The organism is Pseudomonas sp. JS425 (assembly GCF_018223845.1).
Taxonomy (GTDB): Bacteria; Pseudomonadota; Gammaproteobacteria; order Pseudomonadales; family Pseudomonadaceae; genus Aquipseudomonas; species Aquipseudomonas asiatica.
Genome location: NZ_CP073661.1, coordinates 1,272,594 through 1,287,157 on the forward strand (window position 1 = coordinate 1,272,594; position 14,564 = coordinate 1,287,157).

A 14,564-nucleotide genomic window follows, 5' to 3' on the forward strand; every position below is an offset into this window, starting at 1 on the left:
CCTCACTTGAGGCGGTCGGCGACACCCATGCAGATCGCCATGATCAGTTTCAGTTCCTTCTGTACCGTGCTGGGCGAAACATTCAGTTGTCTGGCGATTTCCAGGTAGGTGGCGCCATGCAGCCGGCTTAGTATGAAGATGCGCTGCTGACGTTCGCTCAGCTGTTTGAGGCTGATACTCAGGTGCTTGAGCAACTGCTCGGCATGGGCCGCATCCTCGCTGCTGGTGGCCGGCGCGGCCACGCTGTGCAGGACCTCGTCGGGCACGTCGTCGACCAGCATGCGCGATTGCACCCGGCGCGCGCGCAGATGGTCGAGGGCCAGGTTGCGCGCGGTCTGGAAGACGAACGGCTCGATGTGTCCTATGGGCCGCTCACCGAGCGCGCGGGAAACCCGCAGGTAGGTTTCCTGCAACAGGTCTTCGGCAGTGTTGGGGTTGCCCACCATGCGTTGCAGGGTGCGCAGCAGGGTAAGACGCTGGACGAGGAAGACAGAGTTGAACCGGGACTGACTCACAGGGGGACCTGGCCGACGAAAGGTTAATGATAATGCTTATCATCCGCCTGAGAGGTCAAGCCTGGAAATGTTAGGAAAAGGTAAAGATTGTGAGTATTGGGCGCAGAGGCGCTCGCCGCGGCATTATCAGCGCCTGTGAGATCGAGCGCCGCCCGCGCGGCGCTTCGCAGCACAAGGCTGCTCCTACATCTGTTTCAGGCCAGTCACGCCTGTGCCAACGCACGCGACCGCCTTGTTTGTCCGTCACGATATCGAGGTGAAAGCCAAGGGGCCGCGCGCCTTGGCCTCAGGAATAATTGGCCCGAAACAGATGTAGGAGCAGCCTTGTGCTGCGAAGCGCCGCGCGGGCGGCGCTCGATCTCACAGGCGGTAAAAATGCCATGTCATGCTCAGCCGGCGCGGCACAACGCCAGGCAGTTATCCAGCATGCGGTTGGAGAACCCCCACTCGTTGTCATACCAGGCCAGCACCTTGAGCATGCGCCCGTTGGCCCGGGTATGGTTGGCATCGAAGATCGACGACAGCGGGTTGTGGTTGAAATCGCAGGAAACCAGCGGCAAGGCGTTGTAGCCAAATACCCTGGAATGCTTGCTGGCCTCGAGGAACAGCTGGTTGACCTGTTCGGCCGTGGCCTCGCGCTTGAGATTTACCGTGAGGTCCACCAGCGACACGTTGATCACCGGCACCCGTACCGCCATGCCGGTCAGCTTGCCGGCCAGCTCCGGTAATACCAGGCCCACGGCCTCGGCAGCGCCGGTCTTGCTCGGGATCATCGACTGGGTTGCCGAACGCGCACGATACGGGTCGCCGTGGTACACATCGGTCAGCACCTGATCGTTGGTATAGGCATGGATGGTGGTCATCAGGCCCTGTTCGATGCCGAACTCGCGGTGCAGCACCTGGGCAATCGGTGCCAGGCAGTTGGTAGTGCAGGAGGCATTGGAGATGATCTGGTGCGAGGCCCGCAGGATGTCATGGTTGACCCCGTACACCACGGTGGCATCGGCGCCTTTGGCCGGTGCCGAGACAATCACCTTGCCAGCCCCCGCAGCCAGGTGGGCGGCGGCCTTGGCACGCTCGGTGAACAGCCCGGTGCATTCGAACACCACGTCGATCGCCTCGGCCTTCCAGGGCAGTTCGGCCGGGTTGCGGATGGCACTGACCGCGATACGGTCACCATTGACCGTGAGGCTTTCGTGGTCGGCCTCGACGCTGGCGTCGAAAGTACCGTGCACGCTGTCGTACTTGAGCAGGTGGGCATTCATGGCGCTGTCGCCCAGGTCGTTGATGGCGACGACCTGCAGGTCCTGGCGGTAGCCTTGGGTATACAGTGCGCGCAGGACGTTGCGCCCGATGCGGCCGAATCCATTGATGGCGATGCGTAGGGTCATGGCAGTACCTCTGGCAGTCCGAGTGAAAGCTGTGGCACAAAGGAGCTTCACTGAAACGGTTTTGTTGTTGGAATTACAAGATTATTCACCTGCCGATAGAAAACAAGCCTTTTTAGTGGCAGTATTTTGTTTAAATATACAACGAGTGGTTGGGCGACGTGCCTCCACCGATGCAGCGGGCTCCTCTACCTTGAGCCTAGGCCGCAATCGTTTGGAGGGGAAATGCCCGGCAAACCGCCCTTACAATTAGCCTGGAGTCCAGTACATGCATCCGCGCATCCTTGAGGTTACCCAGCGGCTGGTCGAACGTAGCCGTGCCACCCGCGAACGCTACCTGCAACTGATTCGCGGCGCGGCCAGTGACGGCCCCATGCGTGCCAGCCTGCAGTGCGCCAACTTCGCCCATGGCGTGGCCGGTTGCGGCAGCGACGACAAGCAGACCCTGCGCCTGATGAACGCGGCCAACGTGGCCATCGTCTCGGCCTACAACGACATGCTTTCGGCGCACCAGCCGTATCAGCACTTCCCCGAGCAGATCAAGCAGGCCTTGCGTGAGGTCGGCTCGGTCGGCCAGTTCGCCGGTGGCGTGCCAGCCATGTGCGATGGCGTGACTCAGGGCGAGCCGGGCATGGAGCTGGCCATCGCCAGCCGCGAAGTGATCGCCATGTCCACTGCCGTGGCCCTGTCGCACAACATGTTCGACGCCGCGCTGATGCTGGGCATCTGCGACAAGATCGTTCCCGGCCTGATGATGGGGGCGCTGCGCTTCGGCCACCTGCCGACCATCTTCGTTCCGGGCGGGCCGATGGTCTCCGGCATTTCCAACAAGCAGAAGGCCGATGTGCGCCAGCGCTACGCCGAAGGCAAGGCCAGCCGCGAAGAGCTGCTGGAGTCGGAGATGAAGTCCTACCACAGTCCTGGCACCTGCACCTTCTACGGCACTGCCAATACCAACCAGTTGGTGATGGAGGTGATGGGCCTGCACCTGCCGGGCGCCTCGTTCGTCAACCCGTACACACCGCTGCGCGACGCGCTCACCGCCGAGGCCGCGCAGCAGGTCACGCGCATGACCAAGGCCAGCGGCAGCTTCATGCCGCTGGGTGAAATCGTCGACGAGAAGGCGTTGGTCAACTCCATCGTCGCCCTGCATGCCACCGGCGGCTCGACCAACCATACCCTGCACATCCCGGCGATTGCCCAGGCTGCGGGTATCCAGCTGACCTGGCAGGACATGGCCGACCTGTCCGAGGTGGTGCCGACCCTGTCCCACGTCTACCCCAACGGCAAGGCCGACATCAACCACTTCCAGGCCGCTGGCGGCATGGCCTTCCTGATCCGCGAGCTGCTCGATGCCGGGCTGCTGCACGAAGATGTCAACACCGTGGCCGGCCATGGCCTGCGCCGCTACACCCAGGAGCCGTTCCTCGACAACGGCAAGCTGGTGTGGCGCGAAGGGCCGCAGCACAGCCTGGACGAAAGCATCCTGCGCCCGGTGGCGCGGCCGTTCTCGGCCGAAGGCGGCCTGCGGGTGATGGAGGGCAACCTCGGCCGCGGCGTGATGAAGGTGTCCGCTGTTGCCCCCGAGCACCAGGTGGTCGAGGCCCCGGCGCGGGTGTTCCACGACCAGCAGTCGCTGGCCGATGCGTTCAAGGCCGGCGAGCTGGAGCGTGACTTCGTCGCCGTGGTGCGCTTCCAGGGCCCGCGCTGCAACGGCATGCCGGAGCTGCACAAGCTCACACCATTCCTCGGCGTGCTGCAGGACCGTGGCTTCAAGGTGGCGCTGGTCACCGACGGTCGCATGTCCGGTGCCTCGGGCAAGATCCCGGCGGCCATTCACGTTTGCCCCGAGGCTTATGACGGCGGCCCGCTGGCACGGGTGCGCGATGGTGATATTGTGCGGGTCGATGGTGTCGAAGGCACGCTGCGGGTAATGGTGTCGGCTGAAGAATTGGCCAGCCGCGACCTGCCGCCAGCGCCACAGGGCAACGACCTGGGCTGCGGGCGCGAGCTGTTCGGCTTCATGCGCATGGCGTTCAGCCCGGCAGAGCAGGGCGCCAGTGCGTTCACCTCGGCCCTGGAGAACCTCAAATGAAGGACCTGCTGGTTGGCGACATCGGCGGCACCAATGCCCGTTTTGCGTTGTGGCGTGACAACCAGCTGCATGAAGTGAAGGTATTTGCCACCGAGGACTATACCAGCCCGGAACAGGCCATCGAGGCTTACCTCGAAGGCTTGGGCATTCCCCGCGGCGGCGTGACTGCTGCCTGCCTGGCGGTGGCCGGGCCGGTCGATGGCGATGAGTTCCGCTTCACCAACAACCACTGGCGCCTCAGCCGCGTGGCCTTCTGCCAGACATTGCAGGTCGAGCGGCTGCTGCTGATCAACGATTTTACCGCTATGGCGCTGGGCATGACCCGCCTGCGCCCCGGCGAATTCCGCGAAGTATGCCCAGGCCAGGCGGACCTGTCTCGGCCGGCATTGGTCATTGGCCCGGGTACCGGGCTGGGCGTTGGCGCGTTATTGCGCCTGGGCGAACAGCACTGGCATGCCTTGCCGGGAGAGGGCGGGCACGTCGACCTGCCGGTGGGCAATGCCCGCGAAGCGGCGATTCACCAACAGATTCACGGGCAGATCGGCCATGTCAGCGCCGAGACCGTGCTCAGTGGCGGTGGCCTGCTGCGCCTGTACCAGGCAATTTGCGCGCTGGACGGCGACACACCCCGACACAAGACCCCGGCACAGATCACCGATGCCGCGCTCGGCGGCGAGCCGCGGGCGCTGGCGGTGATCGAGCAGTTCTGCCGGTTCCTCGGCCGAGTCGCTGGTAACAATGTTCTGACGCTGGGCGCACGGGGTGGGGTCTATATTGTCGGCGGCGTGATCCCGCGCTTTGCCGAGCTGTTCCTGCGCAGCGGGTTTGCCGCGAGTTTTTCCGACAAGGGCTGCATGAGTGGCTATTTCGCTGGCGTGCCGGTTTGGCTGGTGACGGCGGAGTTTTCCGGGTTGCTGGGGGCCGGGGTGGCTTTGCAACAGGCGCAGGTTCACTGACTGGGGCCGCAAAGCGGCCCCAATAAAAACAGGCAACAAAGACCTGTAACTAACAAAAGGACGGACCACCTTGAGCACTGCCGGCAAATCAATCCTGATGGTCGACGACGACCAGGAAATCCGCGAACTGCTGCAAACCTACCTGAGCCGCTCCGGCTTCCAGGTGCATGCCGAAGCCGACGGAAAGGGCTTTCGCCGCGCGCTGGAAACCACCCCCTGCGACCTGGTCATCCTCGATGTCATGCTGCCCGACGAAGACGGCTTCAGCTTGTGCCGCTGGGTACGCCAGCACCCGCGACAGGCACGGGTACCGATCATCATGCTCACCGCCAGCTCCGACGAAACCGACCGGGTCATCGGCCTGGAGCTGGGCGCCGACGACTACCTGGGCAAGCCATTCAGCCCCCGCGAACTGCAAGCGCGGATCAAGGCCCTGCTGCGCCGCGCCGAGTTCGGCCAGGCGGCGCCGGGCAGTGCGGTGCTGGCCTTCGACGACTGGCGCCTGGACACGGTCAGCCACCGCCTGTTCCATCGCGATGGTGAGGAAGTGATTCTCTCCGGCGCCGACTTCGCCCTGCTCAAGCTGTTCCTCGACCACCCACAGCAGATCCTCGACCGCGACACCATCGGCAACGCCACCCGTGGTCGCGAGCCGATGCCGCTGGACCGCATCGTCGACATGGCGGTCAGCCGCCTGCGCCAGCGCCTGCGCGATACCGACAAACCACCCCGGCTGATCCGCACCGTACGCGGCAGCGGTTACCTGTTGGCTGCCCATGTCTGCAATGCGCCCTGAGCGGCGCTGGCGTCTGCTGCCGCGTTCGCTACTGGGGCGCATGCTGCTGCTGACTCTGCTGGTAGTGCTGCTGGCCCAGGGGTTGTCGAGCGTCATCTGGGTTGCCCAATTGCGCGCCAGCCAGTTGCAGGGCCTGCGTGCCAGCGCCAGCAGCCTGGCTCATTCGATGAGTGCCAGTGTCAGCTACTTCCGCTCGTTGCCGGTGGCCTACCGGCCGATGGTCCTCGACCAGCTGCGCAGCATGGGCGGCACGCGCTTTTTCGTGTCCCTCAACGCCAAACCGCTGGACATGCCGCTACTGCCCGTTACCCCGCGCAAGCAGGCGGTGATCGATGTGTTCCAGCAAGTGCTGCATGAGCGCCTGGGTTCGCAGATGGAAATTTCCGTGGAGTTCGTGGGGCCGGACGACCTGCGTATCTTCAACAGCGGGCTGAAGCTCGACGAACTGCCACGGTCCTGGGCGCATTACTCGCTGACCCTGGAGCCACTCAACCCGCCGGTGCTGGTAACCCAGATCCGCCTGGGCGAGGGTGAGTGGCTGTACATCGCCTCGCTGCTGCCCGAACCCTACACCAGCCTGGAGGCCGAGCGCCTGCCGCGTCAACAGATCGGCTTCATCGTGCTGACCACGGCCTTGCTGCTGTTGTTCATCGGCTTGCTGGTGCACTGGCAAAGCTGGCCGCTCAAGCGCCTGGCGCGGGCTGCGCGGGAGATGTCGCTGGGCGCCGATGTAGCGCCGGTGGCCGAAGGCGGTGGCAGCGAGGTGGTCGAGGTGGGGCGTGCGTTCAACAGCATGCGCGAGCGCATCAGCCGCTACCTGACCGAGCGCAGCCAGCTGTTCAGCGCCATTTCCCACGACCTGCGCACACCGATCACCCGCTTGCGCCTGCGCGTCGAGCTGCTGGAGGACGAGCGCCTGCAGGCCAAGTTCAGCCAGGATCTGGACGAGCTGGAACTGCTGGTCAAAGGCGCGTTGCAGTGCGTGAAGGACACCGACATCCACGAGAACATCGAGCCGGTCGACCTCAACCAGGTGCTGGAAATCCTGGCCGAGCCTTACCTCGGCGATGGCCGCATAACGCTCGAAGGCCGGGCGCTGGCGCCGTACCCGGGCAAGCCGCTGGCGTTGCGGCGCTGCATCGGCAACCTGATCGACAATGCCATCAAGTACGGCGAGCGGGCACGGTTGCGCATCATCGACAATGCCGAGGGGTTTGTCCTGCAGGTGGATGACCAGGGGCCGGGGGTGCCGCAGCAGCAGCTGGAGCAGGTGTTCGAGCCGCACTTCCGTCTGGCCGGGCAGCAGCAGGGGTACGGGCTGGGGTTGGGGATTGCGCGCAACATTGCCCATAGCCATGGCGGGGAGGTGAGCTTGCTGAACCTGCGTGAGGGCGGGTTGCGGGTGACCTTGTATCTGCCGCGGGGCATGGACTGAAGGGTTGTATTGCCTCTACCGGCCCCTTCGCGGGTAAACCCGCTCCCACAAAGACCTCACAGGTCCATACAGACTCCGAGGCTAACGCAAAAACTTGTAGGAGCGGGTTTACCCGCGAAGAGGCCGGCACAGGCAACACAAATGTCACTGGCTGGTGACAAAGCCACCCTCCTTGGTGACATTCCCATCCAGGCCCGCTCACTAGAATTCGCAGACGACTGGCAAGGATCAAGCTGGCCCATGAGCACCTCCAACCTGGCTTCCACCCGCTGGCTCGACGCCCCGGCCCACAACGCCTGGCGCATGGCAGAAGGGCAACGCCTGCTGGCCTTCGCCACGGCTTCGAAACTGCCCGGTGGCTTCGGTAGCCTCGACGCCGCAGGCCTGCTTGCCCCCGGTGCCCGCGCCGAAACCCTCATCACCACCCGCATGACCCACTGTTTTGCCCTGGCCCACCTGCAAGGGGTGCCCGGCTACCTGGCCTATGCCGAACACGGCGTGGCCGCACTGCGTGGCGCGCTGCAGGATGCCACCTACGGCGGCTGGTTCGCCCACCCCGGTGGCCATGACGACAGCGGCAAGGCGGCTTACCTGCATGCCTTTGTCGCCCTGGCCGCCAGCTCGGCGGTAATGGCAGGTGCTGGTGGTGCACCAGCCCTGCTGGCAGACGCGGTGCAGGTGCTCGAAGCGCATTTCTGGAGCGAAGAGGAGGGTGCCCTGCGGGAAGCCTTCTCCCGCGCCTGGCAGCTGCCCGAGCAGTACCGTGGTGCCAACAGCAACATGCATGCGGTCGAGGCCTTCCTGGCCCTGGCAGACGTAACTGGCGACAACCTGTGGCTGCAACGTGCCTTGCGCATCGCCGAACGCATCATCCATACCCATGCCGCCGCCAACGGCTACCGGGTCATCGAGCATTTCGACGCCCTCTGGCAGCCGCTGCCGCACTACAACCAGGCGCACCCGGCAGACCACTTTCGGCCTTATGGCTCCACGCCCGGGCATGCCCTGGAGTGGGCGCGCTTGCTGCTTCACCTGGAGGCCAGCCTGGAACGGTCCGGCCTGCAAGCCCCGCGGTGGCTGCCAGACTGCGCCCGCGCATTATTCGACACAGCCTGCCAGCAGGCCTGGAACGTCGATGGCGCGCCCGGTTTCGTCTACACCCTGGACTGGGACGATCGCCCGGTGGTGCGCGCACGCCTGCATTGGGTACATGCCGAAGCCTGCGCCGCCGCAGCAGCACTGTTGCAGCGCACGGGCGACAGGCACTACGAACAGTGGTACCGCCGTTGCTGGGACTTCATCGCCAACCATTTCATCGACCATGGCGCTGGCAGCTGGCACCACGAACTCGATGCGCACAACCAGCCGGCCGCGACCATCTGGCCAGGCAAACCCGACCTCTACCATGCCTATCAGGCGCTGCTGCTGCCGGGCTTGCCACTGGCACCCAGCCTGGCCTGCAGCTTTGCCGGCAATGTAACCAAACGATGACATTCACGCATCGCTTCGTTACCTGGCGAGGCGAGCACGCTGTTTAGACTTCATGCAACGCAAGCGATCGACTTGCACGGCATAACAACAAGAAAGGTGCTTCGATGAATTCCACGCTCCGTCTCGCTGCCGCAATCTCACTGGCCTCCTTGTTCCCGCTGAGTGCCTTGGCTGCCGATGCCAAAGGCAGTGTCGAGGTCGTGCACTGGTGGACCTCCGGTGGTGAAAAAGCGGCGGTCGATGTGCTCAAGGCCCAGGTCGAAAAAGATGGCTTCACCTGGAAGGACGGCGCCGTCGCCGGTGGTGGTGGTGCCACCGCCATGACCGTGCTCAAGAGCCGCGCCGTGGCCGGCAACCCGCCGGGTGTCGCGCAGATCAAGGGCCCGGACATCCAGGACTGGGCTGCCACCGGCCTGCTCGACGCCGATGTGCTCAAGGATGTGGCCAAGGAAGAAAAGTGGGACTCACTGCTCGACAAGAAGGTCGCGGATACCGTCAAGTACGACGGTGACTATGTCGCCGTGCCGGTGAACATCCACCGCATCAACTGGCTGTGGATCAATCCCGAGGTCTTCAAGAAGGCCGGGATCGACAAGGCGCCAGCCACCCTCGACGAATTCTACGCCGCCGCCGACAAGCTCAGGGCCGCCGGCTTCATCCCGCTCGCCCATGGCGGCCAGCCGTGGCAGGACAGCACCGTGTTCGAAAGCGTGGTGCTGGCGGTGATGGGGGCCGATGGCTACAAGAAGGCCCTGGTCGACCTCGACAGCACGGCCCTGACCGGCCCGCAGATGGTCAAGGCGCTGACCGAACTGAAAAAGGTCGCCACCTACATGGACCCGGATGGCAAAGGCCAGGACTGGAACCTGGAAGCGGCCAAGGTCATCAACGGCAAGGCCGGCATGCAGATCATGGGCGACTGGGCCAAGAGCGAATGGACCCTGGCGAAGAAGACCGCCGGCAAGGACTACCAGTGTGTGCCGTTCCCCGGCACCGAAAAGGCCTTCCTGTACAACATCGACTCGCTGGTGGTATTCAAGCAGAACGACGCCGGCACGTCTGCCGGCCAGCAGGACATTGCCCGCAAGGTGCTGGGTGAGGACTTCCAGAAGGTCTTCAGCAGCAACAAAGGCTCGATCCCGGTGCGCAACGACATGCTGGCCGACATGGGCAAGTATGGTTTCGACGCCTGCGCGCAGACCTCTGCCAAGGACTTCCTGGCCGATGCCAAAAATGGCGGCCTGCAGCCGAGCATGGCGCACAACATGGCCACCACGCTGGCCGTGCAGGGCGCGTTCTTCGATGTGGTGACCAACTACATCAACGACCCCAAGGCCGAACCGGCCGATGCGGCGAAGAAGCTGGCGGCGGCGATCAAGGCTGCCCAGTAAGCAGCTCGGAGGCTAACGCAGCCTGACTGTGGGAGCGGCCTTGCGTCGCGAAAAGGACCGCAAAGCGGTCCCAGAACCAGGCAGCGCAGTCCTTCCAGAACAGTTTCGTTCATCAGGCCCCCGGGGCTGCTTCGCAGCCCTTTCGCGACACAAGGCCGCTCCCACAAAAGCGGGCCGTTGTGCCTTTGAGGTGAACCATGACCACAGCAACCGCCCAACTGCGGGCCTCACCCCTGGACGCGCTACAGCGCTGGCTGCCCAAGCTGGTGCTGGCGCCTAGTATGTTCATCATCCTGGTGGGCTTCTACGGCTACATCCTCTGGACCTTCGTTCTGTCCTTCACCACCTCGACCTTCCTGCCGACCTACAAATGGGCCGGCCTGGCGCAATACGCCCGGCTGTTCGACAACGACCGCTGGTGGGTGGCAAGCAAGAACCTGCTGCTGTTCGGCGGCCTGTTCATCGCCATCAGCCTGGTCATCGGCGTAGTGCTGGCGGTCTTGCTGGACCAGCGCATCCGTCGCGAAGGTTTCATCCGCACCATCTACCTGTACCCCATGGCGCTGTCGATGATCGTCACCGGTACCGCCTGGAAGTGGCTGCTCAACCCCGGCATGGGCCTGGACAAGCTGCTGCGTGACTGGGGCTGGGAGGGCTTTCGCCTGGACTGGCTGATCGATCCCGACCGGGTGGTGTACTGCCTGGTGATCGCCGCCGTGTGGCAGGCCTCGGGTTTCATCATGGCAATGTTCCTTGCCGGCCTGCGTGGCGTCGACCCGTCGATCATCCGTGCCGCGCAGATCGACGGCGCCAGCCTGCCGCGCATCTACTGGCGCGTGGTACTGCCCAGTCTGCGCCCGGTGTTCTTCAGCTCGCTGATGATCCTCGCGCACATTGCCATCAAGAGCTTCGACCTGGTGGCGGCCATGACTGCCGGCGGCCCAGGCTACTCGTCCGACCTGCCGGCGATGTTCATGTATTCGTTCACCTTCAGTCGCGGCCAGATGGGCATGGGCTCGGCCAGCGCCATCCTGATGCTCGGGGCGATCCTGGCGATCCTCGTGCCTTACCTGTACTCGGAGCTGCGGAGCAAACGCCATGCATAGCCCTCTCGACAAAGCGGTGCTGAGCCCGAGCCGCATCGCCATCCACGCCGTGCTGTTGCTGGCGGTGCTGCTGTACCTGGTACCGCTGGTGGTGATGCTGCTGACCAGCTTCAAGACCCCGGAAGACATCAGCACCGGCAACCTGCTGAGCTGGCCGGCAGTATTTACCGGCATCGGTTGGGTCAAGGCCTGGAGCACGGTCAGCGGTTACTTCTGGAATTCGATCATGATCACCGTGCCAGCGGTGCTGATCTCCACTGCCATCGGCGCGCTGAACGGCTATGTGCTGTCGATGTGGCGCTTCCGCGGTTCGCAGCTGTTCTTCGGCCTGCTGCTGTTCGGCTGCTTCCTGCCGTTCCAGACTGTACTGCTGCCGGCCTCGTTCACCCTCGGCAAGCTCGGCCTGGCCAGCACCACGACCGGCCTGGTGCTGGTACACGTGGTCTACGGCCTGGCCTTCACCACGCTGTTCTTCCGCAACTTCTACGTAAGCATCCCCGATGCGCTGGTCAAGGCCGCGCGTCTGGACGGTGCCGGGTTCTTCACCATCTTCCGCCGCATCATCCTGCCGATGTCCACGCCGATCATCATGGTCTGCCTGATCTGGCAGTTCACCCAGATCTGGAACGACTTCCTGTTCGGCGTGGTGTTCTCCAGCGGCGATTCGCAACCGATTACCGTGGCCCTGAACAACCTGGTCAATACCAGCACCGGGGCCAAGGAATACAACGTCGACATGGCGGCGGCGATGATCGCCGGCCTGCCAACCCTGCTGGTCTACGTGGTGGCAGGCAAATATTTCGTCCGCGGGCTGACTGCTGGCGCGGTAAAGGGGTAAGTCATGGCAACGCTCGAACTTCGCAATGTGAACAAGACCTACGGCAGCGGTTTGCCGGACACCCTCAAGGACATCCAGCTGTCGATCAAGGATGGCGAGTTCCTGATCCTGGTCGGCCCCTCGGGCTGCGGCAAGTCGACCTTGATGAACTGCATCGCCGGGCTGGAGCAGATCACCGGCGGCGCGATACTCATCGACCAGCAGGACGTCAGCGGCATGAGCCCCAAGGACCGCGACATCGCCATGGTGTTTCAGTCCTACGCGCTGTACCCGACCATGAGCGTGCGCGAGAACATCGAGTTCGGCCTGAAGATCCGCAAGCTGCCGCAAGCTGCAATCGACGAGGAAGTGGCGAGGGTGGCCAAGCTGTTGCAGATCGAGCACTTGCTGGCACGCAAGCCGGCGCAGCTGTCCGGTGGCCAGCAACAGCGCGTGGCCATGGGCCGGGCGCTGGCACGGCGGCCGAAGATCTACCTGTTCGATGAACCGCTGTCCAACCTCGATGCCAAGTTGCGCGTCGAGATGCGCACCGAAATGAAGCTGATGCACCAGCGCCTGAAGACCACCACCGTGTACGTCACCCATGACCAGATCGAGGCCATGACCCTGGGCGACAAGGTGGCGGTGATGAAGGACGGCATCATCCAGCAGTTCGGCACCCCGCAGCAAATCTACAACGATCCGGCCAACCAGTTCGTCGCCAGCTTCATCGGCTCGCCGCCGATGAATTTCATCCCGGTGCGCCTCACGCAACAGGACGGGCGCCTGCTGGCCGTGCTCGACAGCGGCCAGGCGCGTTGCGAGCTGCCCTTGGGAATGGCCGCGGACGAGATGGATGGCCGCGAGGTGATCCTCGGCATCCGCCCCGAGCAGATTGCCCTGGGCGCAGCCGAGGGCAATGGCCTGCCCGGCATTCGCGCCGAGGTGCAGGTGACCGAGCCCACCGGGCCAGACCTGCTGGTATTCGTCACCCTCAACCAGACCAAGGTCTGCTGCCGCCTGGCGCCGGATGTGGCGTGCCGGGTCGGCGATAACCTGAACCTGCAATTCGACCCAGCCCGGGTGCTGCTGTTCGACGCCGCCAGCGGCGAGCGCCTGCACCTGGCCACCACTGCTGCAACCATGAAAGACAACGTGGCGCACTTCAAGGGCCGATAACTCGTCTACACCATCAAATAAGAAAAAGAGGACGCAAAGGGATGGAACAGCGCAAACGCATCAGGACATTGGGCTCGCTGGCCTTGCTCGCGCCACTGGCGATGGCTGTTGGCAGCAGCGTTCAGGCTGCCGAAGCTTTCTCCAGCGAATCGAAGTGGATGACCGGCGACTGGGGCGGCACCCGCACCGAGTTGCTGGAAAAGGGCTATGACTTCACCCTCGATTACGTCGGCGAGGTTGCCGGTAACCTGCACGGTGGATACAACGACGACAAGACTGCGCGCTACAGCGACCAGTTCGCCCTCGGCGCGCACCTGGACCTGCAGAAAATCTTTGGCTGGCACGACGCCGAGTTCAAGCTGGCGATCACCGAGCGCAGCGGCCGCAACCTGTCCAACGACCGCATCAGCGACCCGCGCGCCGGGCAGTTCAGCTCGGTGCAGGAGGTGTGGGGCCGCGGCCAGACCTGGCGCCTGACCCAGATGTGGGTCAAGCAGAAGTACTTCGACGGTGCGCTGGACGTGAAATTCGGCCGCTTCGGCGAGGGCGAGGACTTCAACAGTTTCCCCTGCGACTTCCAGAACCTGGCCTTCTGCGGCTCGCAGGTGGGCAACTGGGTTGGCGGCATCTGGTACAACTGGCCGGTCAGCCAGTGGGCGCTGCGGGTGAAATACAACATCACTCCGGAATTCTTCGTTCAGGTCGGTGCCTTCGAGCAGAACCCTTCCAACCTGGAGACCGGCAACGGCTTCAAGCTCAGTGGCAGCGGCACCAAAGGCGCGATCCTGCCGGTGGAAGCGGTGTGGTCACCCAAGGTCAATGGCCTGCCGGGCGAGTACCGCCTGGGTTATTACTACAGCACGGCCAAGGCCGACGATGTGTTCGATGACGTCAACGGCAACCCGCAGGCGCTGACGGGCGAGGCCTTCAAGTCGCACTCCAGCAAGCATGGCTGGTGGGTGGTGGCACAGCAGCAGGTCACTGCCCATGGCGGCGATGTAAACCGTGGCCTGAGCCTGTTCGCCAACTTCACCGTGCACGACAAGGCCACCAACGTCGTCGACAACTATCAGCAACTGGGCTTGGTCTACAAAGGCGCATTCGACGCCCGGCCCAAGGACGATATCGGCTTCGGCGTGGCGCGCATTCATGTGAATGACGATGTGAAGAAACGCGCCGAACTGCTCAACGCCCAGAGCGGCATCAGCGATTACGACAACCCAGGCTTCGTGCCGCTGCAGCGTACCGAGTACAACGCCGAGCTCTACTACGGCTTCCACGTCACCAACTGGCTGACCGTGCGGCCCAACCTGCAGTACATCAAGAGCCCCGGCGGCGTGGATGAGGTGGACAACGCGCTGGTCGCAGGGTTGAAGATTCAGTCGTCATTCTGAG

Annotated in this window: 12 protein-coding genes; 10 read left to right on the forward strand and 2 right to left on the reverse strand. The window is 63.9% G+C overall.

Annotation, left to right across the window (positions count from 1 at the left end):
- Positions 1-2: 2 nt before the first annotated feature.
- Together KDB76_RS05825 and gap are read right to left on the reverse strand one after the other, a co-directional pair.
- The gene (locus KDB76_RS05825; protein ID WP_024086362.1) at positions 3-515 is read right to left on the reverse strand and encodes a sigma-70 family RNA polymerase sigma factor; all 513 of its coding nucleotides are present in this window, start codon (positions 513-515) and stop codon (positions 3-5) included.
- 389 nt (positions 516-904) lie between these two features.
- The gene (gene gap / locus KDB76_RS05830; protein WP_024086363.1) at positions 905-1,906 is read right to left on the reverse strand and encodes a type I glyceraldehyde-3-phosphate dehydrogenase; all 1,002 of its coding nucleotides are present in this window, start codon (positions 1,904-1,906) and stop codon (positions 905-907) included.
- A 265-nt stretch (positions 1,907-2,171) separates the two neighbouring features.
- Here gap and edd point away from each other — a divergent pair, with 265 nt between their 5' ends.
- The 10 genes from edd to KDB76_RS05880 all read left to right on the forward strand — a co-directional run bounded on the left by edd (position 2,172) and on the right by KDB76_RS05880 (position 14,563).
- Positions 2,172-3,998, forward strand: a complete 1,827-nt coding sequence (gene edd / locus KDB76_RS05835; RefSeq protein ID WP_013971120.1) for a phosphogluconate dehydratase — start codon at positions 2,172-2,174, stop codon at positions 3,996-3,998.
- Positions 3,995-4,954, forward strand: coding sequence for a glucokinase (locus KDB76_RS05840; protein ID WP_013971121.1), 960 nt, complete (start codon positions 3,995-3,997; stop codon positions 4,952-4,954). Before edd ends, KDB76_RS05840 begins: the two co-directional genes overlap by 4 nt.
- 70 nt (positions 4,955-5,024) lie before the next feature.
- A complete protein-coding gene (gene gltR, locus KDB76_RS05845) occupies positions 5,025-5,750 on the forward strand; it encodes a two-component system response regulator GltR (RefSeq protein ID WP_003257963.1) in 726 nt (241 codons plus the stop codon).
- Positions 5,731-7,185, forward strand: coding sequence for an ATP-binding protein (locus tag KDB76_RS05850; protein WP_024086365.1), 1,455 nt, complete (start codon positions 5,731-5,733; stop codon positions 7,183-7,185). The genes gltR and KDB76_RS05850 overlap by 20 nt, the downstream gene beginning before the upstream one ends.
- A gap of 240 nt (positions 7,186-7,425) precedes the next feature.
- Entirely contained in the window at positions 7,426-8,676 is a 1,251-nt protein-coding gene (locus KDB76_RS05855; protein WP_024086366.1) for an AGE family epimerase/isomerase, read from the forward strand.
- Between the two features lie 104 nt (positions 8,677-8,780).
- Complete coding sequence (locus KDB76_RS05860) at positions 8,781-10,067, forward strand: ABC transporter substrate-binding protein (RefSeq protein ID WP_024086367.1); 1,287 nt, start codon at positions 8,781-8,783, stop codon at positions 10,065-10,067.
- 197 nt (positions 10,068-10,264) lie between these two features.
- The gene (locus tag KDB76_RS05865) at positions 10,265-11,173 is read left to right on the forward strand and encodes a sugar ABC transporter permease (RefSeq protein ID WP_013971125.1); all 909 of its coding nucleotides are present in this window, start codon (positions 10,265-10,267) and stop codon (positions 11,171-11,173) included.
- Positions 11,166-12,011 carry a carbohydrate ABC transporter permease gene (locus KDB76_RS05870; protein WP_003257967.1) on the forward strand — a complete coding sequence of 282 codons (846 nt, stop codon included), beginning with the start codon at positions 11,166-11,168 and terminating at the stop codon, positions 12,009-12,011. The genes KDB76_RS05865 and KDB76_RS05870 overlap by 8 nt, the downstream gene beginning before the upstream one ends.
- A gap of 3 nt (positions 12,012-12,014) precedes the next feature.
- The gene (ugpC, locus tag KDB76_RS05875) at positions 12,015-13,169 is read left to right on the forward strand and encodes a sn-glycerol-3-phosphate ABC transporter ATP-binding protein UgpC (protein ID WP_013971127.1); all 1,155 of its coding nucleotides are present in this window, start codon (positions 12,015-12,017) and stop codon (positions 13,167-13,169) included.
- 101 nt (positions 13,170-13,270) lie between these two features.
- Positions 13,271-14,563 (forward strand): carbohydrate porin, encoded by a 1,293-nt coding sequence (locus KDB76_RS05880; protein WP_230397116.1) that lies wholly within the window; start codon positions 13,271-13,273, stop codon positions 14,561-14,563.
- Position 14,564: the final 1 nt, after the last annotated feature.

What these genes read in the sequence shown, in the direction of transcription:
- ugpC (WP_013971127.1), top strand. Translation starts at nt 12,015, where the DNA reads ATGGCAACGCTCGAACTTCGCAATGTGAACAAGACCTACGGCAGCGGT.
- KDB76_RS05855 (WP_024086366.1), top strand. Translation starts at nt 7,426, where the DNA reads ATGAGCACCTCCAACCTGGCTTCCACCCGCTGGCTCGACGCCCCGGCC.
- edd (WP_013971120.1), top strand. Translation starts at nt 2,172, where the DNA reads ATGCATCCGCGCATCCTTGAGGTTACCCAGCGGCTGGTCGAACGTAGC.
- KDB76_RS05860 (WP_024086367.1), top strand. Translation starts at nt 8,781, where the DNA reads ATGAATTCCACGCTCCGTCTCGCTGCCGCAATCTCACTGGCCTCCTTG.
- KDB76_RS05850 (WP_024086365.1), top strand. Translation starts at nt 5,731, where the DNA reads ATGTCTGCAATGCGCCCTGAGCGGCGCTGGCGTCTGCTGCCGCGTTCG.
- gap (WP_024086363.1), bottom strand. Translation starts at nt 1,906, where the DNA reads ATGACCCTACGCATCGCCATCAATGGATTCGGCCGCATCGGGCGCAAC.
- KDB76_RS05840 (WP_013971121.1), top strand. Translation starts at nt 3,995, where the DNA reads ATGAAGGACCTGCTGGTTGGCGACATCGGCGGCACCAATGCCCGTTTT.
- KDB76_RS05880 (WP_230397116.1), top strand. Translation starts at nt 13,271, where the DNA reads ATGGCTGTTGGCAGCAGCGTTCAGGCTGCCGAAGCTTTCTCCAGCGAA.
- KDB76_RS05865 (WP_013971125.1), top strand. Translation starts at nt 10,265, where the DNA reads ATGACCACAGCAACCGCCCAACTGCGGGCCTCACCCCTGGACGCGCTA.
- KDB76_RS05870 (WP_003257967.1), top strand. Translation starts at nt 11,166, where the DNA reads ATGCATAGCCCTCTCGACAAAGCGGTGCTGAGCCCGAGCCGCATCGCC.